This window comes from Streptomyces sp. NBC_00370, from assembly GCF_036084755.1.
In the GTDB taxonomy this organism is placed as follows: domain Bacteria; phylum Actinomycetota; class Actinomycetes; order Streptomycetales; family Streptomycetaceae; genus Streptomyces.
Genome location: NZ_CP107968.1, coordinates 2216602 through 2242666, shown reverse-complemented (window position 1 = coordinate 2242666; position 26065 = coordinate 2216602). Strand labels below are relative to the sequence as shown.

Sequence of the window (26065 nt, the reverse complement as noted above, 5' to 3'; positions counted from 1 at the left end):
CTCCGATCGTCGGTGGGGCGTGTGCGGGTCTCACTTAACCAGATGGCTGAGCGGACGCTTAGGGAGCGTCCCGCTGACCGGCCCGCTCGCCGGAACCCGGCTGCTCGAAGCGCACGACGACGGATTTGCTGACGGGGGTGTTGCTGGTGTCGGCGGTGGAGCCGAGCGGGACCAGGACGTTCGTCTCGGGGTAGTACGCGGCGGCGCAGCCGCGCGCGGTGGGGTAGTGGACGACGCGGAAGCCGGCGGCGCGGCGTTCGACGCCGTCGCGCCATTCGCTGACCAGGTCGGTGTACGCGCCGTCCGCGAGGCCGAGTTCGGCCGCGTCGTCGGGGTTGACGAGGACGACGCGGCGGCCGCCCTTGATGCCCCGGTAGCGGTCGTCGAGGCCGTAGATCGTGGTGTTGTACTGATCGTGGGAGCGGATGGTCTGCAACAGCAGCCGCCCCTGCGGCAGTTCGGGGTGCTCGACCGGCGCTGCCGTGAAGTTGGCCTTGCCGGTCGCGGTCGGGAAGCGGCGTTCGTCGCGCGGGGCGTGCGGCAGCTGGAAGCCGCCGGGGTGCGCGACGCGCGCGTTGAAGTCCTCGAAGCCGGGGACGACGCGGGCGATGCGGTCGCGGATGGTCGCGTAGTCCTTCTCGAAGTCCTCCCAGGGGGTGGTGGACGCCGGGCCGAGCACGGCGCGGGCCATCCGCGCGACGATGGCGGGCTCGGAGAGCAAGTGGGGGCCGGCCGGCGGGAGGTTGCCGCGTGAGGCGTGGACCATGCCCATGGAGTCCTCGACGGTGACGACCTGCCGGCCGCCCGCCTGGACGTCCTTGTCGGTGCGGCCGAGGGTCGGCAGGATCAGGGCCCGCCGGCCGGTGACCGCGTGCGAGCGGTTGAGTTTGGTGGAGACCTGCACGGTGAGCCGCGCGTTGCGCATCGCCGCTTCGGTGACGTGGGTGTCGGGCGTCGCCGCGACGAAGTTGCCGCCCATCGCGAAGAAGACCTTGGCCTTGCCGTCGCGCAGCGCCTCGATGGAGCGGACGACGTCGTAGCCGTGGTGCCGGGGCGAGGTGATGCGGAACTCACGGTCGAGGGCGTCGAGGAAGGCCGGCGCCGGCCGTTCGAAGATGCCCATCGTGCGGTCGCCCTGCACGTTGGAGTGGCCGCGCACCGGGCACACACCGGCGCCGGGACGGCCGATGTTGCCGCGCAGCAGCAGGAAGTTGACGACCTCGCGGATGGTCGGCACGGCGTGCTTGTGCTGGGTGAGACCCATCGCCCAGCAGACGATGGTGCGTTGCGAGGCGAGGACCATGTCGAGGGCCCGTTCGATGTCCGCGCGTTCGAGCCCGGTCGCCGTCAGAGTGTCGGCCCAGTCGGCCTCCTCGGCCGCCGCTGCGAACTCGGCGTAGCCGTGGGTGTGTTCCTCGACGAACGCGGTGTCGACGGCGCCGGGGGTGCCGATGATCAGCTTGTTGAGCAGCCGGAAGAGCGCCTGGTCGCCGCCGATCCTGATCTGCAGGAACAGGTCGTTGAGCGCGGCGCCCTTGAGCATGCCCTGCGGGGTCTGCGGGTTCTTGAACCGTTCGAGCCCCGCCTCGGGCAGCGGGTTGACCGAGATGATCTTGGCGCCCGCCGATTTGGCCTTCTCCAGCGCCGAGAGCATCCGGGGATGGTTCGTGCCCGGGTTCTGGCCCGCGACGATGATCAGGTCGGCCTGGTGGATGTCTTCGAGGGAGACGCTGCCCTTGCCGACGCCGATCGTCTCGGAGAGCGCCGAGCCGGACGACTCGTGGCACATGTTGGAGCAGTCGGGCAGGTTGTTCGTGCCGAACTCGCGGGCGAACAGCTGGAGCAGGAAGGCCGCCTCGTTGCTGGTGCGGCCCGACGTGTAGAACAGCGCCTCGTCGGGCGAGTCGAGCGCGGCCAGCTCCTCGGCGATGATCGCGAAGGCACGCTCCCAGCTGACCGGTTCGTAGCGGTCCTCGCCGTCCGGGGCCGCGCCGCGCTCCAGCAGGACGGGTTCGGTGATCCGGCCCTGCTGCCCCAGCCAGTAACCGCTACGGGTGAACAGGTCGGCCAGCGGGTGGGCGGCGAAGAAGTCGGGGGTGACCCGGCGCAGCGTCGCCTCCTCGGCGACGGCCTTCGCGCCGTTCTCGCAGAACTCGGCGATGTGCCGGTGGTCACCCTCGGGCCAGGCGCAGCCGGGGCAGTCGAAGCCGTCCTTCTGGTTGACCTTGAGCAGCGTCCGTGCCGTGCGCCGGACCCCCATCTGCCGCTGGGCGATCTGCAGGCTGTGCGCGACGGCGGGGATGCCGGCCGCCGCGTGCTTGGGCGGCGAGACCCGCGGGTCGTCCTGGGCGGGATCGTCCGCGGGCGGTTTGGTGGCCATCACGCTCTCCTCGTTGGTCGACCGTGTACGGTATCCAACCTTGCCACGGCGGTCCCCGGGCCGGTCGGCGGGACGGGCCGGTCGGGATTGTCAGTGGGGCGTGGCAGGATCGGGTGCGTGGCTGAGACAGCATCGAAGAAGACCGCAGACATCCGTCCTCGCCTGCTCCTCATGGACGGGCACTCCCTGGCGTACCGGGCGTTCTTCGCGCTGCCCGCGGAGAACTTCACCACCGCGACCGGCCAGCCGACCAACGCCATCTACGGCTTCGCGTCGATGCTGGCGAACACGCTGCGCGACGAGGCGCCCACGCATTTCGCCGTGGCCTTCGACGTGTCCCGCAAGACCTGGCGTTCCGAGGAGTTCCCGGAGTACAAGGCCAACCGTTCCACGACTCCCGACGAGTTTAAGGGACAGGTCGAGCTGATCGGAGAGCTGCTCGACGCGATGGGCGCCGTCCGGTTCGCCGTGGACGGCTTCGAGGCCGACGACATCATCGCCACCCTCGTCACCCAGGCAGAGGCCGCCGGGTTCGACGTACTGATCGTCTCGGGCGACCGGGACTCCTTCCAGCTCGTCAGTGAGCACACCACGGTGCTCTACCCCACCAAGGGCGTCTCCGAGCTGACCCGTTTCACCCCGGCGAAGGTCCAGGAGAAGTACGGACTGACGCCCGCGCAGTATCCGGACTTCGCCGCCCTGCGCGGCGACCCGTCCGACAACCTCCCGGGCATCCCCGGGGTCGGCGAGAAGACGGCCGCCAAGTGGATCAACCAGTTCGGGTCCTTCGACGAGCTGATCGCGCGCGCCGACGAGGTCAAGGGCAAGGCCGGGCAGAACTTCCGCGACCATCTGGAGTCGGTCAAGCTCAACCGCCGGCTCACCGAGATGGTGCGCGACGTGCCGCTGCCCAAGAGCGCGGTGGAGCTGGAGCGCGCCCCCTACGACCGCACGGCGGTCGCCGGGGTGCTGGAGGTCCTGGAGATCCGCAACCCCAGCCTGCGGGAGCGGCTGCTCGCGGTCGACCCCGGCGCCGTCGAGGACGCGCCCCCGCCGCCCGAGGCCGGTGTCGAGCTGGACGGCGCCGTCCTCGCCACGGGTGAACTCGCCCCCTGGCTCGCCGAGCACGGCGCGCAGCCCCTCGGTGTCGCCACCGTCGACACCTGGGCGCTGGGCACGGGCAGCATCAGCGAAATCGCGCTGGCCGCCGCGGGCGGCGCCGCCGCCTGGTTCGACACCACCCAGCTCGACGAGGCCGACGAACAGGCGTTCGCCGGCTGGCTCGCCGACGCGGAGCGCCCGAAGGTCATGCACAACGCGAAGGCCGTCATGCGGGTCGCCCCCGAGCACGGCTGGCGGATCGACGGCGTCACGATGGACACCGCCCTCGCCGCCTATCTCGTCAAGCCGGGCCGCCGCTCCTTCGCGCTGGACGCCCTCGCCGTCGAATACCTCGGCCGGGAACTCGCCCCCGCCGCCGCGGCCGACGGACAGCTCGCCTTCGGCACGGACGAGCAGGCCGAGGCGCAGGCGCTCATGACCCAGGCCCGCGCCGTCCTCGACCTGGGCGACGCCTTCACCGGACGGCTCGCCGAGGTCGGCGCCGCCGAGCTGCTCGACGACATCGAGCTGCCCACCTCGATCATGCTGGCCCGCCTGGAGCGGCACGGCATCGCCGCCGACCGCGCCCATCTCGAAGCCATGGAGCAGCAGTTCGCAGGCGCCGTGCAGCAGGCGGTCAAGGAGGCACATGCCACGGTGGGCCGAGAGTTCAACCTCGGCTCGCCCAAGCAGCTCCAGGAAGTCCTCTTCGCCGAGCTGGGCCTGCCCAAGACGAAGAAGACCAAGACCGGTTACACGACGGACGCGGACGCGCTGGCCTGGCTCGCCGCGCAGACCGAGCACGAGCTGCCCGTCATCATGCTGCGCCACCGCGAGCAGGCGAAGCTGCGGGTCACCGTCGAGGGGCTGATCAAGTCGATCGGCGCCGACGGCCGGATCCACACCACCTTCAGCCAGACCGTGGCCGCCACCGGACGTCTCTCGTCCACCGACCCCAATCTGCAGAACGTGCCGGTGCGTACCGACGAGGGCCGGGCCATCCGCCGCGGCTTCGTCGTCGGCGAGGGCTACGAGTCGCTGATGACGGCCGACTACAGCCAGATCGAGCTGCGCGTGATGGCGCATCTGTCCGAGGACGCCGGGCTGATCGAGGCCTTCACCTCGGGCGAGGACCTGCACACCACCGTCGCCTCCCAGGTGTTCGGCGTGGAGCGGGCCGCCGTCGACCCCGAGATGCGGCGCAAGATCAAGGCGATGTCGTACGGCCTCGCCTACGGTCTGTCCGCCTTCGGCCTCTCCCAGCAGCTCAACATCGAGGCCGCCGAGGCACGCGGTCTGATGGAGACCTTCTTCGAACGGTTCGGCGGGGTGCGTGACTACCTCCAGCGCGCCGTCGTCGAGGCCAGGGCCACCGGCTACACGGAGACGATGCTCGGACGCCGCCGCTACCTGCCCGACCTCAACAGCGACAACCGACAGCGCCGCGAGGCGGCCGAGCGGATGGCGCTCAACGCCCCCATCCAGGGCACGGCCGCCGACATCGTCAAGGTCGCGATGCTCCATGTCGACACCGCGCTGCGCCAGTCGGGGCTCACCTCCCGGATGCTCCTCCAGGTCCACGACGAAATCGTGCTGGAGATCGCCCCCGGCGAGCGCGCGGCCGTGGAGGAACTGCTGCGCCGCGAGATGCTGGCCGCCGTCGAACTGCGCGCGCCGCTCGACGTCTCGGTGGGCGTCGGCGCGGACTGGGAGTCGGCGGCGCACTGACGGCGGACTCGGGGCCCCGGCCACCTGCGGCCCAACCGCAGGTGGCGAACTGGTGAAAACCGGTCACGGACCGATGTGCTGGGGCCGGGAGTTGACGTAGAGTCGCCTGAGTCCACGCGCGGGGAGCGCGAACGTCCGTTTCACGGGAGGGCCAGACGTATGGCAGCGCTATTCGGCCGCCGACTGCGCAGAGGGGCGACCAGCACAGCCGTGGCCGCGGCCGCTATCGCGGCCCTGGCCGCATCACAAGCCCCTGGCGCTACCCCCGCCCCCAGACCGGACGGCGGGACGACGGCCGATGTGACCCCACCCGCCGCGGACACGGTCACCGGCGGCTCCCAGTACTACACGGAGCTGCCTCCGCTGAACACGCCGAACAAGCCGGGCAGTTCGATAGGCAAGCCGGGCGCCCAGGGACCGGCGGAAGCGGGTATCCCCGCCTCGGTCCTCGCCGCGTACCGGCAGGCGGAAGCGACCCTCAAGGAGAGCAAGCCGCAGTGCCGCCTCCCCTGGCAGCTGCTCGCCGCCATAGGCAAGGTCGAGTCGGGGCAGGCACGCGGCGGTCAGGTCAACGCGCAGGGCACCACCAACGCGCCGATCCTCGGCCCGGTGCTCAACGGCGCGGGCTTCGCCAACATCCCGGACACCGACGGCGGACAGTACGACGGCGACAGCGTCCATGACCGCGCCGTCGGCCCGATGCAGTTCATCCCCTCCACCTGGGCCACCTGGGGCCGCGACGCCAACGGCGACGGCGCCAAGGACCCCAACAACGTGTTCGACGCGGCGCTCGCCGCGGGCCTCTACCTCTGTGCGGGCGACCGCGACCTGTCCATCGACAGCGAGCGGAACGCGGCGATCCTCAGCTACAACCACTCGCAGGAGTACCTCAACACGGTCCTGTCGTGGCTGGAGTTCTACCGCAACGGCACCCACGAGGTCCCGGACGGCAGTGGCGTACTGCCCTCCGGCAACGGCCCGCTCAACCCCGAGCCCTCGACCAGCCCCAGCACATCGCCGAGCACCAGCCCCAGCGTGGACGCGACGCACCCGCCGTCCAAGCCGCACAAGCCCGGCACCCCCAAGCCGCCCGGCGGTTCGGGTTCACCGACCACGCCGCCGACCACCCCGCCCGGCGACGGTACCACCACCCCGCCCGGCGACGGCGGCAGCCCCGGCGGCCCGACCACACCCCCCGCGCAGCCCGTGGTCGGCCATCTGGAGAAGGCCGGCGGTGACGGCCTGTCGGCGGTCGCCGGAAGCCTGTTCGCCGGCCGGGCCACGGTCAAGGCGGAAACCGACGCGGGCAAGCCCGTCGCGGGTACGGCGGTGCAGTTCGAGATCGTCGGCGACACCGACGCGCACTTCGAGGGCACTCCGGCCAAGATCGTCGTCACCACAGGCAAGGACGGCACGGCCACCGCGCCGGCCGTCCGCGCGGGCGAGAAGGCCGGCAGCTTCACCGTCAAGGCCAGCGTGAAGACCGGCGGGGTCGCCGCCGTCCAGTACGCGGCGACGGTCACCGCCCGCCAGGCCGACACCGTCGCCAGGACCGACGACGCGGCCCTGACCGCGGCGCCCGGCGCGGAGTTCGCCAACCCCGTCACGGTCAAGGCCACCGTCAAGGGCGCGGCTGTCGCCGGCACGGCCGTCAAGGTCAGCATGGTGACCGCCGACTCGGGGCCGTACTTCAAGGACGAGGCCGGTAAGCCGGTCCGCGCCCTGGACGGCCTCAAGACCGACGCCGACGGCAAGCTCCAGCTGCCGAAGATCTACGCAGACGACACCGCCGGCACCTTCGACCTCCGGATCGAAGCGGCGGGCGGCGCCGTCCTGACCGTCCACCTCACGGTCGAGGCGCCCAAGTAGCACCCCGCGAAGCGGTATACGGACAGCCCCCGGCCGGGACGAACCGGCCGGGGGCTGTCCGTATACCGCCGCGCCCAGGGTCTGTCGTCCGGCCCACGCGAGCCCGGCACGATCCGTACGAGAGGCCCTAGGTACGGCGGCTGTTGAGCCGGCGCGTCGGCTCGGCCGTCGACGGGTCCTCCGGCCACGGATGACGCGGATAGCGGCCCCGCAGCTCCGCCCGCACCGCCCGGTACCCCTCCTGCCAGAACGACGCCAGATCCGCCGTCACCGCGGCGGGCCGGCCGGCCGGGGACAGCAGATGCACCAGCACCGGCACCCCCGCGAGCAGCGGAGTCTCCCGCCAGCCGAACAACTCCTGCAATTTCACGGCCAGTACGGGCTGCTCACCGCCGTACTCCACCCGCACCCGCGACCCGCTCGGCACCTCGATACGCTCCGGCGCCAGCTCGTCGAGCCGGGACGCCTCACCCGTCGACCACGGCAGCAGCCGCCGCAGCGCCTGCCCCGCCTCGATCCCGCCCAGATCCGTACGGCGCCGCGCCCGGGACAGCTCGGGCTCCAGCCACTCGCCCGCCCGCTCCAGCAGCGCCTGGTCCGACACGTCCGGCCAGTTGCCGCCGAGCGCGCGGTGCAGGAACCCCAGCCGCTCCCGCAGCCCGCGGGTGTCCCGGGTCCAGCGCAGCAGCCCGAGCCCGTCCCGCCGCAGCCCGTCCAGCAGCGCCCCGCGCACCAGTTCGGCGCCGGGCTTCTTCAACGGCCGTACGGACAGCTCGACGGCGCCCAGCCGCTCCACCCGCCGGGCGACCACGTCACCGTCCTCCCAGCGCACCTCCTCGCCCGCCGTACGCAGCCGTCCCGCCACCGCGAGCGCCGTGGCCTCGTCGATGACGGCGGCCAGCCGGATCCGCGCCGCCGCCGCCGTGGCAGGCCGGTCGGCCACCGCGACCGCCAGCCACGGCGCACCCCGCAGCCGCGACCCTTCACCGACCTCGCCGCCGGTGCCGGACACCATCAGATAGGTGCCCTCCGCCCGCGCCCGCGCCACCCGTTCGGGAAACGCCAGCGCCACCACCAGACCCGCGGCCGCGTCGTCGGTGACCGGACCACCGCCCGCCGGGCCCGCCTTGCCCGCCGCCGAGGCCAGCCGCCGCGCCTCCTGGCGCCAGCGCGCGCCGTACGCGTCGCCGCCCGCGCGCGCCTGCCGCCAGGCCGCCGCCAGATCGTCCCCGTACGAGCGCGGCGGCTCCTCGCTCAGCAGCGCCACCACCTCGGCCGCCCGCCGCGCGCCGACCTCGCGCGCCCCGTCGACCAGGGCCCGCGCCAGCCGGGGATGCACCCCGAGCCCGGCCATCCGCCCGCCGCGCTCCGTCACCCGGCCCGCCGCGTCCACCGCGCCGATCGTGGCCAGCACGGCGCGGGCGGCGGCCAGCGCCCCGGCCGGCGGCGCGTCGAGCAGGGCGAGCCCCGAGGCGTCCGGATCGCCCCAGCAGGCCGCCTGCAACGCGAAGGCCGCCAGATCGGCGACCTTGATCTCGGGGGAGGGGAAGCGCACGAGCCGGCCGTCCTCCGCCTCCGTCCAGCACCGGTAGACACTGCCCGGCGCCTCGCGTCCCGCCCGGCCCGCCCGCTGCCGGGCGCCCGCCTGCGACACCCGTACCGTCGTCAGCGCGCTCAGCCCGCGCGCGTGGTCCGTGCGCGGCTCGCGCGCCAGGCCCGCGTCCACGACGACCCGTACCCCCGGCACCGTCAGGCTCGACTCGGCGACCGCCGTGGCCAGCACGACCCTGCGCCGGTCCGACGACCCGGCGAGCACCGCGTCCTGCACGGCCGCCGGTGCCCGCCCGTGCACCTGGAGCACCTCGGCGTCGATCCCGCCCAACTGGCCCGCCACCCGGCCGATCTCACCGACCCCCGGCAGGAAACACAGCACGTCACCCGTCCGTTCGGCGAGCGCCCCGCGCACCACCGACGCCACATGCGTCAGCAGCGCCGGGTCCACCCGCATCCCGTGCGGCGGCCGTACGGGCGCGGCCGGCGGCGCCCACACCACCTCGACCGGGTACGACACGCCGCGCGCCTCGACCACCGGCGCGTCCCCCAGCAGCCGGGCCCAGCCCGCGGCGTCGGTCGTCGCCGACGCCGCCACCAGCCGCAGCTCGGGGCGGAGCGTCGCGCGTACGTCCAGCAGGAAGGCGGCGACGGTGTCCGCGTCCAGATGCCGCTCGTGGCACTCGTCGATGATCACCACATCGACGCCGGTCAGCTCCTGGTCGCGCTGGAGCCGCTGCAGCAGCACCCCCGTCGTGACGACCTCGACCACCGTGCGGGGACCCACCAGCCGTTCGCCGCGCACCGTGAAACCGACCCGGTCGCCCACCTGTTCGCCGAGCAGCCAGGCCATCCGCCGGGCGGCGGCCCGTGCCGCGATCCGCCGGGGCTCGGCGACGACGACGCGCCGGACCGGCCCTTCGCCCGCGCGCAGCTCACCGGTCAGCAGCCCCGCGAGCACCAGCGGCACCAGCGTCGTCTTGCCCGTGCCCGGCGGTGCGCACAGCACGGCGCAGCCGGGACCGGCCAAGGCCCGCGCCAGCGCGGGCAGCGCCTCGCGTACCGGCAGCGCGGCCAGTGCCTCGGCGCGGATCACCCTCAGTCCCGTACGCAGACGAAGATCGCGGTGCCCGGCAGCAGCCGCCCACGGAGCGGCGACCAGCCGCCCCACTCCTGGGTGTTCCACTCCGGCCATTCCGGCTCCACCAGGTCGACCAGCCGGAAGCCGCCCGCCACGACGTCACGCACCCGGTCGCCGACCGTGCGGTGGTGCTCCACGTACAGCGCGTTCCCCTCCTCGTCCTGCTCCACGTACGGGGTGCGGTCGAAGTAGGGGACGGTCGCCGTCAGGCCCTCGGGTCCCGGTTCGTCGGGGAACGCCCAGCGGATCGGGTGCGTCACCGAGAACACCCAGCGCCCGCCGGGCCGCAGTACCCGTCGTACCTCCCGGAAGACCTTCACCGGGTCGGCCACGAACGGCACCGCGCCGTAGGCGGAGCAGGCCAGGTCGAACGAGCCGTCGGCGAAGGGCAGCGCCCCTGCGTCGGCCTGCACCAGCGGGAACGCCACCTCGTCACCGCCGGCGATCCGCAGCGCGTGCTGGAGCTGGCGGTGCGAGAGGTCGAGGGCGACCGGACGCGCGCCCTGCGTGGCGAGCCAGCGTGAGCACTGCGCCGCGCCCGCGCCGATCTCCAGGACGTCCTGGCCACGCAGCGACTCCACCGGGCCGAGCAGCCCCGCCTCGATCTCGTCGAGTCCTTCGGGGCCCCAGACGAAGCGGTCGTCGCCGAGGAACGTGCCGTGCTCGTTCTGGTATTCGTCCGCGTTACGGTCCCACCAGCCACGGTTGGCCCGGGAGCTTTCGCCCTCGCCGCTCTGGCGCCTGGTCGCCTCGGACTCTTCTTCGTGGATCTCTTGGATGATCGTGTCCATCGTCGTAGTGTGCTGGCATCCGGTTCGCCGGGGCGTGCCCGGGGTGCCGACCTTGTGCCGGATATGGGGCGTTCCGCCCCGGGTGTGTGCCTTCGCGCATTGACCGTGCTCGGCTGCCCCCGTATGCTAAAGGTTGCGCTGCGGGCTTGCGCGCCTCAGACGTAGCAGCCGCGCTCGCGTCTGTCGTATGTCCCCTCGGCTGTCGAGGCGCCTTCCCTGGTGTATTGGGGCGGCGCTTCCCATGCTGTCCGGCTTCTGCAGAAGCGATACGGGCTCCCGGCGTAGCAGTACCTACGACTCAATGTCCGTACCGGAGCCCTAACCCACATGACGAGCAGCACCGAGACCACCGCCACCACCCCGCAGGTTGCGGTCAACGACATCGGTAACGAGGAAGCTTTCCTCGCCGCGATCGACGAGACGATCAAGTACTTCAACGACGGCGACATCGTCGACGGCGTCATCGTGAAGGTCGACCGGGACGAGGTCCTGCTCGACATCGGTTACAAGACCGAAGGCGTCATCCCCTCCCGCGAGCTTTCGATCAAGCACGACGTCGACCCCAACGAGGTCGTCGCCGTGGGCGATGAGATCGAGGCCCTGGTTCTCCAGAAGGAGGACAAGGAAGGCCGTCTCATCCTGTCCAAGAAGCGCGCTCAGTACGAGCGCGCCTGGGGCACGATCGAGAAGATCAAGGAAGAGGACGGCATCGTCACCGGCACCGTCATCGAGGTGGTCAAGGGTGGTCTCATCCTCGACATCGGCCTCCGTGGCTTCCTGCCGGCTTCCCTCGTCGAGATGCGCCGTGTCCGCGACCTCCAGCCCTACGTGGGCAAGGAGCTCGAAGCCAAGATCATCGAGCTGGACAAGAACCGCAACAACGTGGTCCTGTCCCGCCGTGCCTGGCTGGAGCAGACGCAGAGCGAGGTCCGCCAGACCTTCCTCACGACCCTGCAGAAGGGCCAGGTCCGCTCCGGCGTCGTCTCCTCGATCGTCAACTTCGGCGCGTTCGTGGACCTCGGCGGCGTCGACGGTCTCGTGCACGTCTCCGAGCTGTCCTGGAAGCACATCGACCACCCCTCCGAGGTTGTCGAGGTCGGCCAGGAAGTCACCGTCGAGGTTCTCGACGTGGACATGGACCGCGAGCGTGTCTCCCTGTCGCTCAAGGCGACGCAGGAAGACCCGTGGCAGCAGTTCGCCCGGACGCACCAGATCGGTCAGGTCGTCCCCGGCAAGGTCACGAAGCTCGTTCCGTTCGGTGCGTTCGTCCGCGTCGACGAGGGCATCGAGGGTCTGGTCCACATCTCCGAGCTGGCCGAGCGCCACGTGGAGATCCCGGAGCAGGTCGTCCAGGTCAACGACGAGATCTTCGTCAAGGTCATCGACATCGACCTGGAGCGCCGCCGCATCAGCCTCTCGCTGAAGCAGGCCAACGAGTCCTTCGGCAGCGACCCGGCCTCGGTCGAGTTCGACCCGACCCTGTACGGCATGGCCGCGTCCTACGACGACCAGGGCAACTACATCTACCCCGAGGGCTTCGACCCGGAGACCAACGACTGGCTCCCCGAGTTCGACGCCCAGCGGGAGGCGTGGGAGGCCCAGTACGCCGAGGCGCAGCAGCGCTTCGAGCAGCACCAGGCCCAGGTCATCAAGTCCCGCGAGGCCGACGAGGCCGCCGCTGCCGAAGGTGCCGCGGCTCCGGCCGCCGGTGGCACCGGCGGTGGCAGCGCCCCCGCGGCGTCCGGTGGCTCGTACTCCTCGGAGTCCGACGACAACTCCGGCGCCCTGGCGTCGGACGAGGCGCTGGCCGCCCTGCGCGAGAAGCTGGCGGGTGGTCAGAGCTGAGGCTCTGCACCTCCCGGCGGGTAGCTCGTAGGTAGCTCTCAGGTCCGGTACGACGTAAGGCCCGCTCCCCTTGGGGGGCGGGCCTTACGCATGTGCGGCCCCCGGAGGTGAGCAGAGGGCAACGTGCGGGATACACCAGCATCCGCAGCGCCGTAACAACCGCTTGTCAGGATCCCGGCACACCTGAAGATCGAAAGGGGTACCGGGACATGAGCCATGCGCCGAACACCGCCACCGGATCGAGCCGCCGCAACTTCCTGCGCCAGGTAGGCGTCACCGGAGGAGCGGGCGCCATGCTCGCCACCATGGGAGCCCTGGGCCTGGCGCCCACCGCGGAGGCCGCGAGCCGCGAAGCGGCGTTCCGGGCCCCCACCGAGAGCGACTTCAACCTCAAGGGCAAGGGCAGAGGCGCCAAGGTCGTCATCGTCGGCGGCGGCATAGCGGGCCTCACCTCCGCCTACGAACTGGGCAAAGCCGGCTACGACTGTACGGTCCTGGAGGCGCGGGACCGCACCGGCGGCCGTAACTTCACCGTACGCGGCGGCGATTCGACCCAGGACCTCTACGGGAACCGGCAGACCGCCCGGTTCAGCGACGGCCAGTACATGAACGCGGGCCCCGCCCGTATCCCGCAGTGGATGATCACCATGGACTACTGCCGCGAACTCGGCGTTCCCGTCGAGGTGTTCACCAACAGCAACGCCAGCGCCTACATCTACAACGAGAAGGCCGGCATGACGGAGGCGGTGCGCTACCGCACCGCCAAGGCCGACACCTACGGATACGTCTCCGAACTGCTCGCCAAGGCCACCAACCTCGGCGCCCTCGACGCGGACCTCACCACGGACGACAAGGCGAAGCTGCTGAGCTTCCTGGAGAGCTTCGGGGACATCGGCAAGGAGCGGAAGTACACCGGCAGCGAGCACCGCGGCTTCACCGTCGACCCGGGCGCCGCGGGCACCCCCGGCACCGAACTGGGCTCCGTGCCCTCGGCGTCCGAGGTCTTCGCCAGCGGCGTCGGCCGCTACTTCTCCTTCGAGTTCGGCTACGACCAGGCCATGTTGATGTTCCAGCCGGTCGGCGGCATGGACCGGATACCCGCCGCGCTCACCAAGGCCGTCGGCAGCCGGAAGATCCACACCGGCGCCGTCGTCCAGCAGATCACCGACAAGGCGCACGGCGTCACCGTCACCTACAAGCAGGACGGCCGCACCCGCGCCATCGACGCCGACTACTGCATCGCGGCCCTGCCGCCGCACATCCTCGCCAAGACCGCGCACAACCTCGGCAGCGCCGTACAGACCGCGCTGGAGGCGGTCAAGCCCGTCTCCTCCGGCAAGATCGGGCTTGAGTACCGCAACCGGTGGTGGGAGACCGACCACCGGATCTACGGCGGTATCACCGAGACCGACATGGACCTCAGTCACATCTGGTACCCGTCCTACGGGTTTCACGGCAAGCGCGGTCTGATCATCGGCTACTACAACACCGGGACGAACGCCGACACCTACGCGCTGCTCAGCCCCGCCGAGCGGGAGGCGCGCGCCGTCGCCCAGGGCGTGAAGATCCACGGCGAGCAGTACCGCACCGAACTGGCCACCTCCTTCTCCCACCACTGGCGGCAGACCCCGCATCTGGAAGGCGCCTGGCACAGCATGTCCGGCGGCCCCGACGCCGCCACCTACGCGCCGCTCAACAAGGCCGCCGGACGGGTGTACTTCGCCGGTGACTACCTGTCGTACGCCGACGCCTGGCAGCATGGCGCCTTCAGCTCGGCCCGCAAGGTCGTGACCACGCTGCACGAGCGGGTCCTGGCCTGACGGCTCCACCAGGGACGCGGGCAGGGAATGCCCGCGTCCCGCGGCGCGTTCTTCCAATGAACACGAGGAGGAGCGGTAATCGTGCTTGATCCGCAGAGTTTGTACGAATGGGAGCCCAAGGGGCTCGCCGTCGTCGACATGGCGCTCGCGCAAGAGTCGGCGGGCCTTGTCATGCTCTACCACTTCGACGGATATATCGACGCGGGGGAGACCGGCGACCAGATCGTCGACAACCTGCTGGAAGCGCTGCCGCACCAGGTGGTCGCCCGGTTCGACCACGACAGACTGGTCGACTACCGCGCGCGCCGCCCCTTGCTGACCTTCCGGCGCGACCGCTTCACCGAGTACGAGACGCCCACCCTTGAGGTGCGCGTCGTCCAGGACGCGACGGGCGCGCCGTTCCTGCTGCTGTCGGGTCCCGAGCCCGACGTGGAGTGGGAGAGGTTCGCTGCGGCGGTCGAGCAGGTCGTGGAGCGGCTGGGAGTACGCCTTTCGGTCAACTTCCACGGCATCCCGATGGGCGTCCCGCACACCCGCCCGGTCGGCATCACCCCGCACGGCAACCGCACGGACCTCATGCCGGGCCATCGCAGCCCCTTCGACGAGGCGCAGATCCCCGGCAGCGCCGAGTCCCTGGTGGAGCTGCGGCTGATGGAGTCGGACCATGACGTGCTCGGTGTCGCCGCGCACGTACCGCACTACGTCGCCAGGTCCTCGTACCCGGACGCGGCACTGACCGCCCTTGAGGCGATCACGGCGGCGACCGGACTGGTCCTGCCGGCCGTGGCGCACTCACTCCGTACGGAGGCGCAGCGCACCCAGACCGAGATCGAGCGGCAGCTGGGCGAGGGCGACGAGGAACTGGTCACGATGGTCCAGGGCCTTGAGCACCAGTACGACGCGGTGGCCGGCGCCGAGAGCCGCGGCAATCTGGTCGCCGAACCGACCGAACTTCCCTCGGCCGACGAGATCGGCCTGGAGTTCGAGAAGTTCCTCGCCGAGCGCGAGGGCGACGGCGGCTGACCCGCCCGCCTCGATGCACGACGCGCCGGGGCACCCGCACGAAGGCCGCCGCTGTCCGCCCCGACAGCGGCGGCCTTTACGCTGGCCCCATGCTGAAGATCGGACTAACCGGTGGGATCGGCGCGGGCAAGAGTGCGGTGTCCCGACTGCTGGCCGGGTACGGGGCGGTGCTCATCGACTCCGACCTGATCGCGCGCGAGGTGGTCGAGCCCGGTACGCCGGGGCTCGCCGCCGTGGTGGCCGAGTTCGGCGACGGGGTACTCACGGCCGACGGCGCGCTGGACCGGCCCAAGCTCGGCGGGATCGTCTTCGGCGACCCGGACCGGCTGCGGGCGCTGAACGCCATCGTGCATCCGCTGGTGCGTGACCGCTCCGCCGAGATCGCCGAGGAGGCGGCGGCCGACGCCGTCGTCGTCCACGACGTGCCGCTCCTCGTCGAGAACGGGCTGACCGAAGGGTTCGACCTGGTGCTGGTCGTGGACGCGGCGCCGGAGACCCAGCTCGACCGGCTCGTACGGCTGCGGGGCATGACACCGGAGGACGCCAGGCAGCGGATGGCGGCCCAGGCCACCCGCGAGGAGCGGCTGGCAGCAGCCGATCTCGTCATCGACAACGACGGCCCGCTGGAGGAGCTCGAACCGCAGGTACACGCGGTCTGGCGACAACTCGCTGAACGGGCCTGAGGCCGGGCGCACGTCAGGCGGCCGTCAAGGCGGGCGCCGGTACGGGCCGTCCGTGCCGGACCGGTACTACCATCGGCCCGTGCAGATCGTCTTCGCGGGCGCCACCGTGGTCAGCGGCCTGCTCGTGCTGCTCGCCGGGGTCTACGGACTGCGCAGGACCCGGCAGATCCTCGCCGCGGGACACTCCGTGACGGGCCTGGTCAAACGGCCCCCGGCCGGCGCCGAGCGGCCGCTGCTCCAGTTCGAGACGGCGGACGGACGGGTGATGGAGATCGTCTCGCCGGTCCCGCTCGACATCGGCTCCGTCGTCGAGGTGTCGTACGACCCGGCCGACCCGCGCGACGTGGCGCTGCCCGCCCACCGGCGCACCGGACTGGACGTCGGGTTCGTGGTGGCGGGCGCCGGCGTGGTCGTCCTCGCGGCCGTCTTGGCCGCGACCTCCTTCTGATGTTCCGCCTCGGATGCAGAATGGAAACGCGCCGCGGAGACCGGCGTTGAACGTGCGCAGCAAGGGAAGGATGCGACCGTGCCCGAAAGCCCGGAGACCCATGTCATCGACTACCGAGCGGCGGAGCAACTGCTGGCCGCCCGGGATCCGCGTGGGGCGGTCAAGCTCCTCGACTCCGTGATCGCTTCCCATCCGGAGAACACCGCCGCCCGGCTGCTGCGCGCCCGCGCGTTCTTCGCCGCCGCCCAGCTGCGCCCCGCCGAGCTCGAATTCGAGCTGGTCCTGGAGCGTGAGCCGGACAACGCGTTCGCGCATTTCGCGCTGGCGCGCACCTTCGAGCGGTCGGGGCGGCCCGAGCAGGCGAGGAAGCACTTCCGGCTGGCGGCGGCGCTCGACCCGAATCCGGAGTATCTGAAGGCGGCGCAGTTCGACTCGGACCACTGACCGCGACCGGGCGGGCTCACGGTCGCCAGTTGCTCCGGGGCGGGACGTTACGGCCGGGCTGGTAGCGCGATCCCTGCCGGATGTGGCGGACGATGAATCCCAGATCCACGATGACGATCAGCGCGAGGGCGCCGCAGGCGGCGGCCCAGCCCGGCCGGTCCGCGATGGCGAAGGCCACCGTGCCGAAGGCGGTCCAGGCCAGGCCCCATATGCTCAGCCAGAACCGCATACGCAGGGGGCTGCGTGCGGTCGTCGGTTCATTTCCGGTGCGCATGGCTCGGCACCTCCCACCTGGCGTGTACCCATGAGGGCGGCCCCGTACAACCGATAACGGAACAAACAGATAATAGGGGGCATAGGTGACGAGCTACGTGGAATCACTGCCCGTCGCCGACGCTCTGGCGGATGTGCTGCTCGACCTCGCCGTCCCGCACGAGGACATCGGCGCGCTGCTCGCCCTGCGCCGCAGGATGACGGCCGACCCGGAGCTGCGCGACCTGCTGGAGGCGGCCGTCGGCGCGCTGATCGCGGACATGGGCGAGGCGGGCGGCCGGCCGCCCGCGCCACGGCAGCCCCCCGGGTCCGAGGCGGTGGCCCGCTACTTCCCGGTGTTCGCGCTGGTCGCCGCGCTCCCCGCCGTACGGGCGTACCACCGGGGGCTGGGCGTGTCCGAAGAGATCAGCCGCCGTACCCTCGCCGACCTGGGCCGACAGCTGGCGGTCCACCGCCGCAGGCACGGCACGGGCGGGCTGGCCACCCCCGGGTGGCTGGCGCTGCACTTCCGCGGCGAGATCTACCAGCTCGGCCGGCTCCAGTTCCAGCGCGGCCGGCTCGACGACCGGATGGGCGCAGCCGTGCGCGAGGCCGGACTGCCGTACGGTCCGGGCGACCGCTGTCTGGACGTACACATCCCGGACTTCCTCGGTCCGCTCACCCCGGAGACCTGCGACCGGTCCTTCGCCCTGGCCGGGGCGTTCTTCGCCCGGCACTTCCCTGACGAGACCTACGGCGTCGCGGTCTGCGAGTCGTGGCTGCTCGACCCGCAGCTCGCCGGGTACCTGTCGGCCGACTCGAACATCGTCCGCTTCCAGCGGCGCTTCACGAGCGGCTACGAGCTGACGGAGAACTACGACAGGGGCCCGCTGGAGTTCGTGTTCGGCGACCCGGCACTCCCGGTGGAGACCCTGCCGCGCCGCACCACCCTGGAACGCGCGGTCGGCGACCATCTGCGGGCCGGGCTGCACTGGTACGGCGGGCACGGCTGGCTGGAGATCCAGCCGGCTACGCCCTGAGAGCGATGAGTTCGGGGGGCGCGGCCCGTCTACCTCTGTGAAAGCAGCCATTCACGGAGGGGAACCACCACCATGTCGGACTCGTCGCTCACCACCGCCCGCACCACCACCGCCCGCACCACCACCGTCGCCGCGACCGCGGCGCCGGTCACCGCGCGCCGCACCCCGTCGCGCCGTACGCATCTGACGGTGCGTGTGCTCCAGATCGTGCTGGCGCTGTTCTACGTCGGGGCCAGCGCGGCGCCGAAGCTCGCCGCGCTCCCGGCGGCCGTCGAGTCCTTCGACACGATCGGCTTCGGCCACTGGTTCATGTACGCCGTCGGAGTCCTGGAGCTGGCCGGCGGGATCGCGCTGGTGGTCCCGCTGCTGTCCGGCGTCTCGGCGCTGGCGCTGATCGGCCTGATGATCGGCGCCTTCGTCGTACAGCTGACGTCGTTCGACGGCGAGAACGCGCTCACACCGCTGCTGCTCATCCTGCCGCTGGCGCTGATCGCCCGGGTCCGCCGCAACGAGACCGCCCGGCTCGTCGCCCTCGTCCGCGCGCGACTGTGACCGGCAGCGTCGCGGGTCAGTGCACGGTGCCGTAGCTCTGCCACGGCCCGGCGCCCGGGGCGGTCTCGTTGGAGAGCGTCGTGCCGAGGTAGGTGTACTTCCCCTTGCAGTCGCCCTTCGGGTACAGCTTCAGATCGACCAGGGTGAGGTTGGTGACCGTGCGGGCGCCGCCCGCCGCGAGCCGGTGACAGCCCCTCACCGGAGGGCTGTTCACCTGCACGTGGCTGGCGTCGCCCGACGTGTAGGTGACCGGCCCCACGGCGGTCCTGCCGAGCACGGAGCAGCCGGTCACGGCGAGGGTCAGGAGCGCGGTCCCGGCGGCGATGCGGAGGCGCCGGTGGTGGGTCAGGGACATGGGCCGTCCTCGTCTGTACGGAGAAGCCTGGTCCTGGTCACCCTGCCGGACCGGTGGGGGAGCGGCACGAGAAGCGCGGCCGGTCGGGGTACGGGGGCGGTGCGGGCGCGGTGCCGGCCGGGTCCGTACGGGCCGCTGCGCGAGTCTCGACCGGCGTACCGGCTGAGGCTTACCGTGTTCGACAGACACCTCGGTCGGCGTCAGGGGGCCCTCATGGTCGAGGAACTGGTGACAGCGGGCATCGCGGTGGTCTGCGCGGGCGGGGTGTACGCGGCGGCCGCGGCCCGGGTCGTCAAACAGTACGAACGAGGCGTGGTGTTCCGCTTCGGCCGGCTGCGCGAGGGGGTCAGAGGACCCGGACTCACCCTCGTCGTGCCGTTCGTGGACAAGCTCCGCAAGGTCAATCTGCAGATCGTGACGATGCCGGTCCCCGCACAGGACGGGATCACCCGGGACAACGTGACGGTCCGGGTCGACGCGGTCATCTACTTCAAGGTGGTCGACGCGCCGGACGCGCTGGTGCAGGTGGAGGACTACCGGTTCGCGGTCTCCCAGATGGCGCAGACCTCGCTCCGTTCGATCATCGGCAAGAGCGATCTCGACGATCTCCTGTCGAACAGGGAGAAGCTGAACCAGGGCCTGGAGCTGATGATCGACAGCCCGGCGATCGGCTGGGGCGTGCAGATCGACCGGGTGGAGATCAAGGACGTCTCGCTCCCGGAGACGATGAAGCGCTCCATGGCGCGGCAGGCGGAGGCGGACCGGGAGCGGCGGGCCCGGATCATCAACGCGGACGCGGAACTGCAGGCGTCGAAGAAGCTCGCCGAGGCGGCCAAGGAGATGTCGGAGCAGCCGGCCGCCCTGCAACTGAGGTTGCTGCAGACGGTGGTGGCGGTCGCGGCCGAGAAGAACTCCACGCTGGTGCTGCCCTTCCCCGTCGAACTGCTGCGCTTCCTGGAGCGGGCGACACCGGCGGAGGCGGCGCGGGCGGTGCAGACGGTGTCGCAGGCGGCCACGGCCGCGGTCCCGGCGGTCCCGCCGCAGGAGTCGGTGCCGCCGCGGGAGTCGGTGCCGGAGTCGGTGCCGGCCGCCGAGCCGGTGCCGGCGGTGGAGCCGGTGCCGGCGCCCGCCCCGCCCCCGTCGCACGCCTGAACACGCGCTCGGGTGACCCGCTGCCTACCTTTGGGTATGTCGGAGGAAGCGGCGGTCGGCTGAAGGAGCCCGGAACGTATGGAACCCGTGTGTACGACGCGTCAGGGCCAGGTCAGCGGCCGGATCTCGGCGGAAGGGGTGGCGTCGTTCCTGGGCGTCCCGTACGCGAAGGCGCCCCGGTTCGGGCCACCGGAGCCGGCCGAGCCGTGGGAGGGGATACGGCCGGCGGTCGCGTACGGACCGACGCCGCCGAAGGCACGCTACGCGCCGCCTCTCGACGCGCTCATCCCGGAGACCTTCGTCGCGGCGGGGCCGGGTGAGAGCTACCTCAACCTGAATGTGTGGACCCCCTCGCCCACGTCGGGCGGCGCCGGTCTGCCGGTGATGGTGTGGATCCACGGCGGGTCGTTCACGAACGGCTCGTCGGCGGACCCCACGTACGACGGGACCGCGTTCGCCCGGGACGGCGTGGTGCTGGTGAGCGTCAACTACCGGCTCGGTACGGAAGGCTTCCTCCATCTCGCAGGAGTGCCCGACAACCGCGGTCTGCTCGACCAGATCGCGGCGCTGGAGTGGGTGCGGGACAACATCGCTTCGTTCGGCGGCGATCCCGGCCGGGTCACGGTCTTCGGTGAGTCGGCGGGCGCGATGGGCATCGGCGTCCTGCTCGGGACGGAGCGGGCGCGCGGGCTGTTCCGCCGGGCCATCCTGGAGAGCGGGGCCACCCACCACTTCCTGCGGCCCGCTTCGGCGGCTCTGATCACCGCCCGGCTCGCCGAGAAGCTGGGGATCGAGCCCACGGCCGCCGCTTTCGCCGCCGTCCCCGAGGTCGTGTTGCGGCCCGCCCAGGCGGAACTGCGGGCGGAGATCGGCGCACGCCCCGACCCGGCCCTGTGGGGCGAGGCGGCGCTGAACATGATGCCGTTCGAACCGGTCGTCGACGAGCATGTCCTGCCCGGCCCCGACTGCGGCGTCGAGCTGCTCGTCGGCAGCAACCGCGAGGAGTACCTGCTGTTCCTCGTGCCGACCGAGCGGCTGCGTCTGGTGTCGGAGGCGCGGCTGCGCGGAGCCGCGGAGACGTACGGCCTCGACCCGGACAAGGCCCTCGCGCTCTACCGTGAGAGCCGGCCGCAGGCGATGCCTGGGGAGATCTTCGACGCGCTGACGACGGACTGGTTCTACCGGGTACCGGCGATCCGGCTCGCCGAGGCGGTGCCCGGCTCGCATCTGTACGAGTTCGCCTGGCGCTCACCGCGCTTCGACGGCCGGCTCGGCGCCTGTCACGCCGTCGAGCTGGGCTTCGTCTTCGACCTCGTCGGCTCGGACGCCTATACGCCGATGCTCGGCGAGGGCGCGCCGCAGGCACTCGCCGACACCATGCACGGCGCGTGGGTGGCGTTCGCCACGACCGGGGACCCGGGCTGGGCCCCGTACGACAGGGACAGCCGGACGACGATGGTCTTCGACGAGGAGTCCGCGACCGTGGACGACCCGAGGCCGCAGGAGCGCGAGCTGTGGGACGGGCTGCGCTGACCTGCCCCGACCGGGGATGACCTGTTCTCACCCGTTCTGACCTGTGCCGACAACGCTTTTGGAGGGAATGTCAGACCCCCCGCCTAGACTCGCGGAGACAGTCGGATCTTGGACGGCGGTCTCGGAGCGCGTGGAGCGGGAGGTGGGGGCGGTGGAGCGGTACGGACAGAGCCTGACGCGCTGCGCCGCGGTCTTCCTGCCTGCCGGGCTGCCGCGCGAGGGCCAGGTCGCCTTCTGGGCTCCGGGAGGCGGCGAGCTGCCGGCCGAGGCGGCCGAGGCGGGCACCCGGAGCGTCATCTCGGTGGTGGGCCGGACCGAGGTTGGCGGGAGCGGAGAGGCCGGCGCGAGCGGCGAGGGCGCTGTCGGTACGAGCAAGGTGCCCGCCGTGCTGCTGCCGGTGGCCGACGCGGTGCCGCTGCTGGTGCGCGCCCGGCCGGACAGGACCGCGCATCCGGCCTCCGCCTGCTGGGGCGCCGCTGCGCTGCACGCCCTGCAACTGGCCGCGCGCGGCAGGCTCCTGCCGGGACTGACCGCATCCGACCACGACGCCTGGCGGGCCGGACCGCTCGACGCGGGGGACATCGCGCAGCTGCGGGCCATCGCCGCCGCCATGCCGTACGAGGCGTATGCCGTGCCGGTGTCCGACGAGCTGCCGCTCCGGCTCCCCGACCCGGAGGCGCTGGTGCGGGCGTTCCTCGACGCGGTGGCGGACAGCCTGCCGCGTACGCCCGCCGCCGCGTTCGCGGCGGGGGCGCCGTTCGCGGCGAAGGCCCCGCAGCATCTGCCGCGCGCGCGGGCGTGGGCGGCCGAGGCGGCGGTCGGTATGGACGCCGGGGTGCGGGTGTCGCTGCGCCTGGACCTCTCGGCCTTCGAGCTGTTCGACCATACGGAGCCCGAACCCCTCTCGGCGGAGGCTGGTTCTCCCCGGCCCGATGCGGCGGGGGCCGAGGTCGAGCGGCGGGCGGGCGCCGCGCTCGTCCAGATCCACAGCCTCGCCGATCCGACGCTCGTGATGGACGCCGCCCGGCTCTGGGCGGGCGAGGGGGACGAGAGCTTCGGGCCGCGCGCCAGGATCGACGCGATGCTCGCGCTGCGCCGCGCGGCGCGCGTCTGGAATCCGCTCGCCCGACTGCTGGAGCGCGACGTGCCCGACGCGCTGCCGCTGTCCGAGGACGAGCTGTACGAACTGCTCGGCCCGGGAGCCGCCCGGCTCGCCGCCGCGGGTGTCGCCGTGCACTGGCCGCGTGAGCTGGCCCGTACGCTCAGCGCCGCCGCCGTCGTACAGCCGGCGCCCGGCTCGGCCACGGACGGCACGCCGTTCTTCGACAGTACGGAACTGCTCAAGTTCAACTGGCAGTTGGCGCTGAACGGCGATCCGCTCAGCGACGCGGAGATGGACGCGCTCGCCGAGTCGCACCGGCCGATCGTGCGGCTGCGGGACCAGTGGGTCGTCGTCGACCCCGCGCTCGTCCGCAAGGCGCGCAAGCGGGAGCTGGGGCTGCTGGCGCCGGTCGACGCCCTGGCCGTGGCGCTCACCGGCACCGCCGAGGTGGACGGCGAGACCGTACAGGCGGTGCCGACCGGCGCCCTGGCCGTCCTGCGCGACCGGCTCACGTCCGGCACGGCCACGCTCCCGCAGCCGCCGGCGCTCGCCGCCACGCTCCGCGACTACCAGCTGCGCGGTCTCGCCTGGCTCGATCTGATGACCTCGCTCGGCCTCGGCGGCTGCCTCGCCGACGACATGGGGCTCGGCAAGACCATCACCCTCATCGCCCTGCACCTGCACCGCGCCAGGCCCACCCCGACCCTGGTGATCTGCCCCGCTTCGCTCCTCGGCAACTGGCAGCGCGAGATCACCCGGTTCGCCCCCGGTGTGCCCGTGCACCGCTTCCACGGCAGCGGCCGGAGCCTGGAGGGTGTGACCGACGGCTTCGTGCTGACCACGTACGGCACGATGCGCGGCAGCGCCCCCGAACTGGCCGCGCACAGCTGGGGCATGGTCGTCGCCGACGAGGCGCAGCACGTGAAGAACCCCTTCTCGTCCACGGCCAAGGCGCTGCGCACGATCCCCGCGCCGGCCAGGATCGCCCTGACCGGCACGCCCGTGGAGAACAACCTCTCCGAGCTGTGGGCCCTGCTCGACTGGACGACGCCGGGGCTGCTCGGACCGCTCAAGACGTTCCGCGCCCGGCACGCCCGCATCGTGGAGAACGTGGAGAACGCGAAAGCGGCCGACGTGAAGGACGCCGACAACGAGGAAGCGGTGGAGCGGCTCGCCCGGCTGGTCCGCCCGTTCCTGCTGCGCAGGAAGAAGTCCGACCCCGGCATCGTGCCCGAGCTGCCGCCGAAGACGGAGAGCGACCACCCGGTCGCGCTCACCCGGGAGCAGGCGTCGCTGTACGAGGCGGTGGTGCGCGAGACGATGGCCGCCATCGAGGCGGCGCAGGGCATCGCCCGCCGGGGTCTCGTCATGAAGCTGCTCACCGCCCTCAAGCAGATCTGCAACCACCCCGCGCAGTTCCTGAAGGAGGACACCGCCCGGCTGACGGGCCGTTCCGGCAAGCTCGCCCTGCTCGACGAGCTGCTGGACACGATCCTCACCGAGGACGGCTCCGTGCTGATCTTCACCCAGTACGTGTCGATGGCGCGGCTGCTCTCCGCGCATCTCACCGCCCGTGCCATCCCCTCCCAGCTGCTGCACGGCGGCACGCCCATCGCCGAGCGGGAGCGGATGGTCGACCGGTTCCAGTCCGGCGAGGTGCCCGTCTTCGTCCTGTCGCTGAAGGCGGCGGGCACGGGTCTGAACCTCACCCGGGCCGGCCATGTCGTCCACTTCGACCGCTGGTGGAATCCGGCGGTCGAGGAGCAGGCCACCGACCGCGCCTACCGGATCGGCCAGACCCAGCCCGTCCAGGTCCACCGGCTGATCGCCGAGGGCACGGTCGAGGACAGGATCGCCGAGATGCTGGTCTCCAAGCGGGCCCTGGCCGACGCGGTGCTCGGTTCCGGCGAGGCGGCCCTGACCGAGCTGACCGACCGTGAGCTGGCCGATCTCGTCTCGCTGCGCAGGCCGTCATGACGGCCGCCCGCGCCCCGCGGCACGACGACCGCCGCCGTACCTTCCCCGCCCTGCCGCCGCGCCCGGGCGCCGAAGGGGACTTCGCTGCGAGCTGGTGGGGCAACGCCTGGGTGGAGTCCATGGAGGACACGGCCCTCGACACCGCCCGGCTGCGGCGCGGCCGGGCGTACGCGGGCGGCGGCCATGTCGACGCGATCACGGTCACCCCCGGCAAGGTCACGGCGTACGTCCACGGCAGCAGGCCGCGCCCGTACCGTACGGAAATCCGGCTGCGCACCCTGGACGAGGCGGGCTGGGAAGATCTCCTCGACAGCGCGGCGGCCCGCCCCGACCACATCGCGGCGCTCCTCGACAAGGACATGCCGCACTCCCTCGCCGAGGTGGCGGGGCTGCTCCCGGGGCCCGGCGATCTGACCCCCGACTGTTCCTGCCCGGACGACGGCTATCCCTGTAAACACGCCGCCGCCCTCTGCTACCAGACGGCGCGTCTCCTCGACGAGGATCCGTTCGTCCTGTTCCTGATGCGCGGGCGCGGGGAGCAGGAAGTGCTCGCCGATCTGACCCGGCGCAACGCGGCGAGGTCCGCCGTGGAACGCACGGCTGCGGCGCCCGCCATGCCCACGGTCGCCGCGGGCGCCGCCCTCGCCGCGCGCGGTCTTCCGGCGCTGCCGCCGCCGTTCCCGGTGCCCGCGGGGCCGGGGCAGCCGCCCGACTTCCCGCAGGCGCCCGGCGCCCCCGACCCGCTGGCGCTGGATCTGCTCGCCACCGAAGCGGCGGCCCGCGCGCACGCGTTCCTCAGCACGGGCATCGATCCGGTGGCGGCCCTGACCCCCTGGCAGGACGCGGTGCGGCTGGCGGCCGCCCACCCCGGTTCGGGGCTCACCGCCTCGACCCGCGCCCTCTACCGCGATCTGGCAGCAGCGACCGATCGCACCCCCATGGACCTGGCGCGCGCCGTGGCGGCCTGGCGGCAGGGCGGCTTCGCCGGACTGGCCGTCCTGGAGACGCCGTGGGACCCGCCGGCCGGCCCCTTCGACCGCGCCCGACCGGCCCTCATAGCCGCCGACTTCCCGCACTTCCGTCCGTGGCGCAACCACCTCTCCACCGACACGCTCCAGCTCCGCTTCGGTCAGGACGGCCTCTGGTACGGCTACGAGTCGGACCGCGGCCGGGAGGACTGGTGGCCCAGAGGCACCCCGGACACCGACCCGGTGGGCGCGCTCACCGCGCTGCTCGGCAGATAGCGGACAGCGGTAAGCCCCGCACCCGGTCGCTGCC

The 26065-nt window shown here is 72.1% G+C and carries 19 protein-coding genes; 14 read left to right on the top strand and 5 right to left on the bottom strand.

Going from position 1 to position 26065, the window contains the following annotated elements:
• Nucleotides 1–58 precede the first annotated feature (58 nt).
• Nucleotides 59–2380, bottom strand: coding sequence for an FdhF/YdeP family oxidoreductase (locus OHS57_RS09735; RefSeq protein ID WP_328581658.1), 2322 nt, complete (start codon nucleotides 2378–2380; stop codon nucleotides 59–61).
• Nucleotides 2381–2497: 117 nt separating this feature from the next.
• Between OHS57_RS09735 and polA the strand changes: the two genes are divergently transcribed.
• Together polA and OHS57_RS09725 are read left to right on the top strand one after the other, a co-directional pair.
• Nucleotides 2498–5209: a DNA polymerase I gene (gene polA / locus OHS57_RS09730; RefSeq protein ID WP_328581657.1), complete on the top strand. Its 2712-nt coding sequence runs from the start codon at nucleotides 2498–2500 to the stop codon at nucleotides 5207–5209.
• A 159-nt stretch (nucleotides 5210–5368) separates the two neighbouring features.
• Nucleotides 5369–7078 (top strand): lytic transglycosylase domain-containing protein, encoded by a 1710-nt coding sequence (locus tag OHS57_RS09725; RefSeq protein WP_328581656.1) that lies wholly within the window; start codon nucleotides 5369–5371, stop codon nucleotides 7076–7078.
• 127 nt (nucleotides 7079–7205) lie between these two features.
• Here OHS57_RS09725 and hrpB read toward each other — a convergent pair whose 3' ends face one another.
• The gene (gene hrpB / locus OHS57_RS09720) at nucleotides 7206–9725 is read right to left on the bottom strand and encodes an ATP-dependent helicase HrpB (RefSeq protein WP_328585030.1); all 2520 of its coding nucleotides are present in this window, start codon (nucleotides 9723–9725) and stop codon (nucleotides 7206–7208) included.
• Between the two features lie 2 nt (nucleotides 9726–9727).
• Nucleotides 9728–10561 carry a class I SAM-dependent methyltransferase gene (locus OHS57_RS09715; protein WP_041990848.1) on the bottom strand — a complete coding sequence of 278 codons (834 nt, stop codon included), beginning with the start codon at nucleotides 10559–10561 and terminating at the stop codon, nucleotides 9728–9730.
• A 327-nt stretch (nucleotides 10562–10888) separates the two neighbouring features.
• On the opposite strand from OHS57_RS09715, the gene rpsA reads away from it, so the two are divergent.
• From rpsA to OHS57_RS09685, 6 genes are all read left to right on the top strand, one after another.
• Nucleotides 10889–12406: a 30S ribosomal protein S1 gene (rpsA, locus tag OHS57_RS09710; protein WP_041990850.1), complete on the top strand. Its 1518-nt coding sequence runs from the start codon at nucleotides 10889–10891 to the stop codon at nucleotides 12404–12406.
• Between the two features lie 209 nt (nucleotides 12407–12615).
• Nucleotides 12616–14226, top strand: a complete 1611-nt coding sequence (locus OHS57_RS09705; protein ID WP_328581655.1) for a flavin monoamine oxidase family protein — start codon at nucleotides 12616–12618, stop codon at nucleotides 14224–14226.
• Between the two features lie 81 nt (nucleotides 14227–14307).
• The gene (locus tag OHS57_RS09700; protein ID WP_078863692.1) at nucleotides 14308–15249 is read left to right on the top strand and encodes a PAC2 family protein; all 942 of its coding nucleotides are present in this window, start codon (nucleotides 14308–14310) and stop codon (nucleotides 15247–15249) included.
• Nucleotides 15250–15338: 89 nt separating this feature from the next.
• Nucleotides 15339–15932 (top strand): dephospho-CoA kinase, encoded by a 594-nt coding sequence (gene coaE, locus OHS57_RS09695; RefSeq protein ID WP_328581654.1) that lies wholly within the window; start codon nucleotides 15339–15341, stop codon nucleotides 15930–15932.
• Nucleotides 15933–16011: 79 nt separating this feature from the next.
• Nucleotides 16012–16380: a DUF3592 domain-containing protein gene (locus OHS57_RS09690; protein WP_041996656.1), complete on the top strand. Its 369-nt coding sequence runs from the start codon at nucleotides 16012–16014 to the stop codon at nucleotides 16378–16380.
• A gap of 78 nt (nucleotides 16381–16458) precedes the next feature.
• Nucleotides 16459–16824 (top strand): tetratricopeptide repeat protein, encoded by a 366-nt coding sequence (locus tag OHS57_RS09685; RefSeq protein WP_041990856.1) that lies wholly within the window; start codon nucleotides 16459–16461, stop codon nucleotides 16822–16824.
• Nucleotides 16825–16840: 16 nt separating this feature from the next.
• On the opposite strand, the gene OHS57_RS09680 is transcribed toward OHS57_RS09685, so the two are convergent.
• Nucleotides 16841–17098 (bottom strand): DUF6343 family protein, encoded by a 258-nt coding sequence (locus OHS57_RS09680; RefSeq protein WP_041990858.1) that lies wholly within the window; start codon nucleotides 17096–17098, stop codon nucleotides 16841–16843.
• 85 nt (nucleotides 17099–17183) lie between these two features.
• Between OHS57_RS09680 and OHS57_RS09675 the strand changes: the two genes are divergently transcribed.
• Together OHS57_RS09675 and OHS57_RS09670 are read left to right on the top strand one after the other, a co-directional pair.
• The gene (locus OHS57_RS09675) at nucleotides 17184–18116 is read left to right on the top strand and encodes an acyltransferase domain-containing protein (protein ID WP_328581653.1); all 933 of its coding nucleotides are present in this window, start codon (nucleotides 17184–17186) and stop codon (nucleotides 18114–18116) included.
• 72 nt (nucleotides 18117–18188) lie between these two features.
• Nucleotides 18189–18668, top strand: coding sequence for a DoxX family protein (locus OHS57_RS09670; protein WP_328581652.1), 480 nt, complete (start codon nucleotides 18189–18191; stop codon nucleotides 18666–18668).
• 16 nt (nucleotides 18669–18684) lie between these two features.
• Here OHS57_RS09670 and OHS57_RS09665 read toward each other — a convergent pair whose 3' ends face one another.
• On the bottom strand, nucleotides 18685–19023 hold the full coding sequence (locus tag OHS57_RS09665) for a hypothetical protein (protein WP_328581651.1): 339 nt from the start codon (nucleotides 19021–19023) through the stop codon (nucleotides 18685–18687).
• Nucleotides 19024–19236: 213 nt separating this feature from the next.
• Here OHS57_RS09665 and OHS57_RS09660 point away from each other — a divergent pair, with 213 nt between their 5' ends.
• The 4 genes from OHS57_RS09660 to OHS57_RS09645 all read left to right on the top strand — a co-directional run bounded on the left by OHS57_RS09660 (nucleotide 19237) and on the right by OHS57_RS09645 (nucleotide 26031).
• On the top strand, nucleotides 19237–20175 hold the full coding sequence (locus OHS57_RS09660) for a slipin family protein (protein ID WP_328581650.1): 939 nt from the start codon (nucleotides 19237–19239) through the stop codon (nucleotides 20173–20175).
• Between the two features lie 78 nt (nucleotides 20176–20253).
• Entirely contained in the window at nucleotides 20254–21708 is a 1455-nt protein-coding gene (locus OHS57_RS09655; protein ID WP_328581649.1) for a carboxylesterase/lipase family protein, read from the top strand.
• A gap of 67 nt (nucleotides 21709–21775) precedes the next feature.
• Nucleotides 21776–24787 (top strand): DEAD/DEAH box helicase, encoded by a 3012-nt coding sequence (locus OHS57_RS09650; RefSeq protein WP_443042862.1) that lies wholly within the window; start codon nucleotides 21776–21778, stop codon nucleotides 24785–24787.
• Nucleotides 24784–26031: an SWIM zinc finger family protein gene (locus tag OHS57_RS09645; protein ID WP_328581647.1), complete on the top strand. Its 1248-nt coding sequence runs from the start codon at nucleotides 24784–24786 to the stop codon at nucleotides 26029–26031. The genes OHS57_RS09650 and OHS57_RS09645 overlap by 4 nt, the downstream gene beginning before the upstream one ends.
• Nucleotides 26032–26065: the final 34 nt, after the last annotated feature.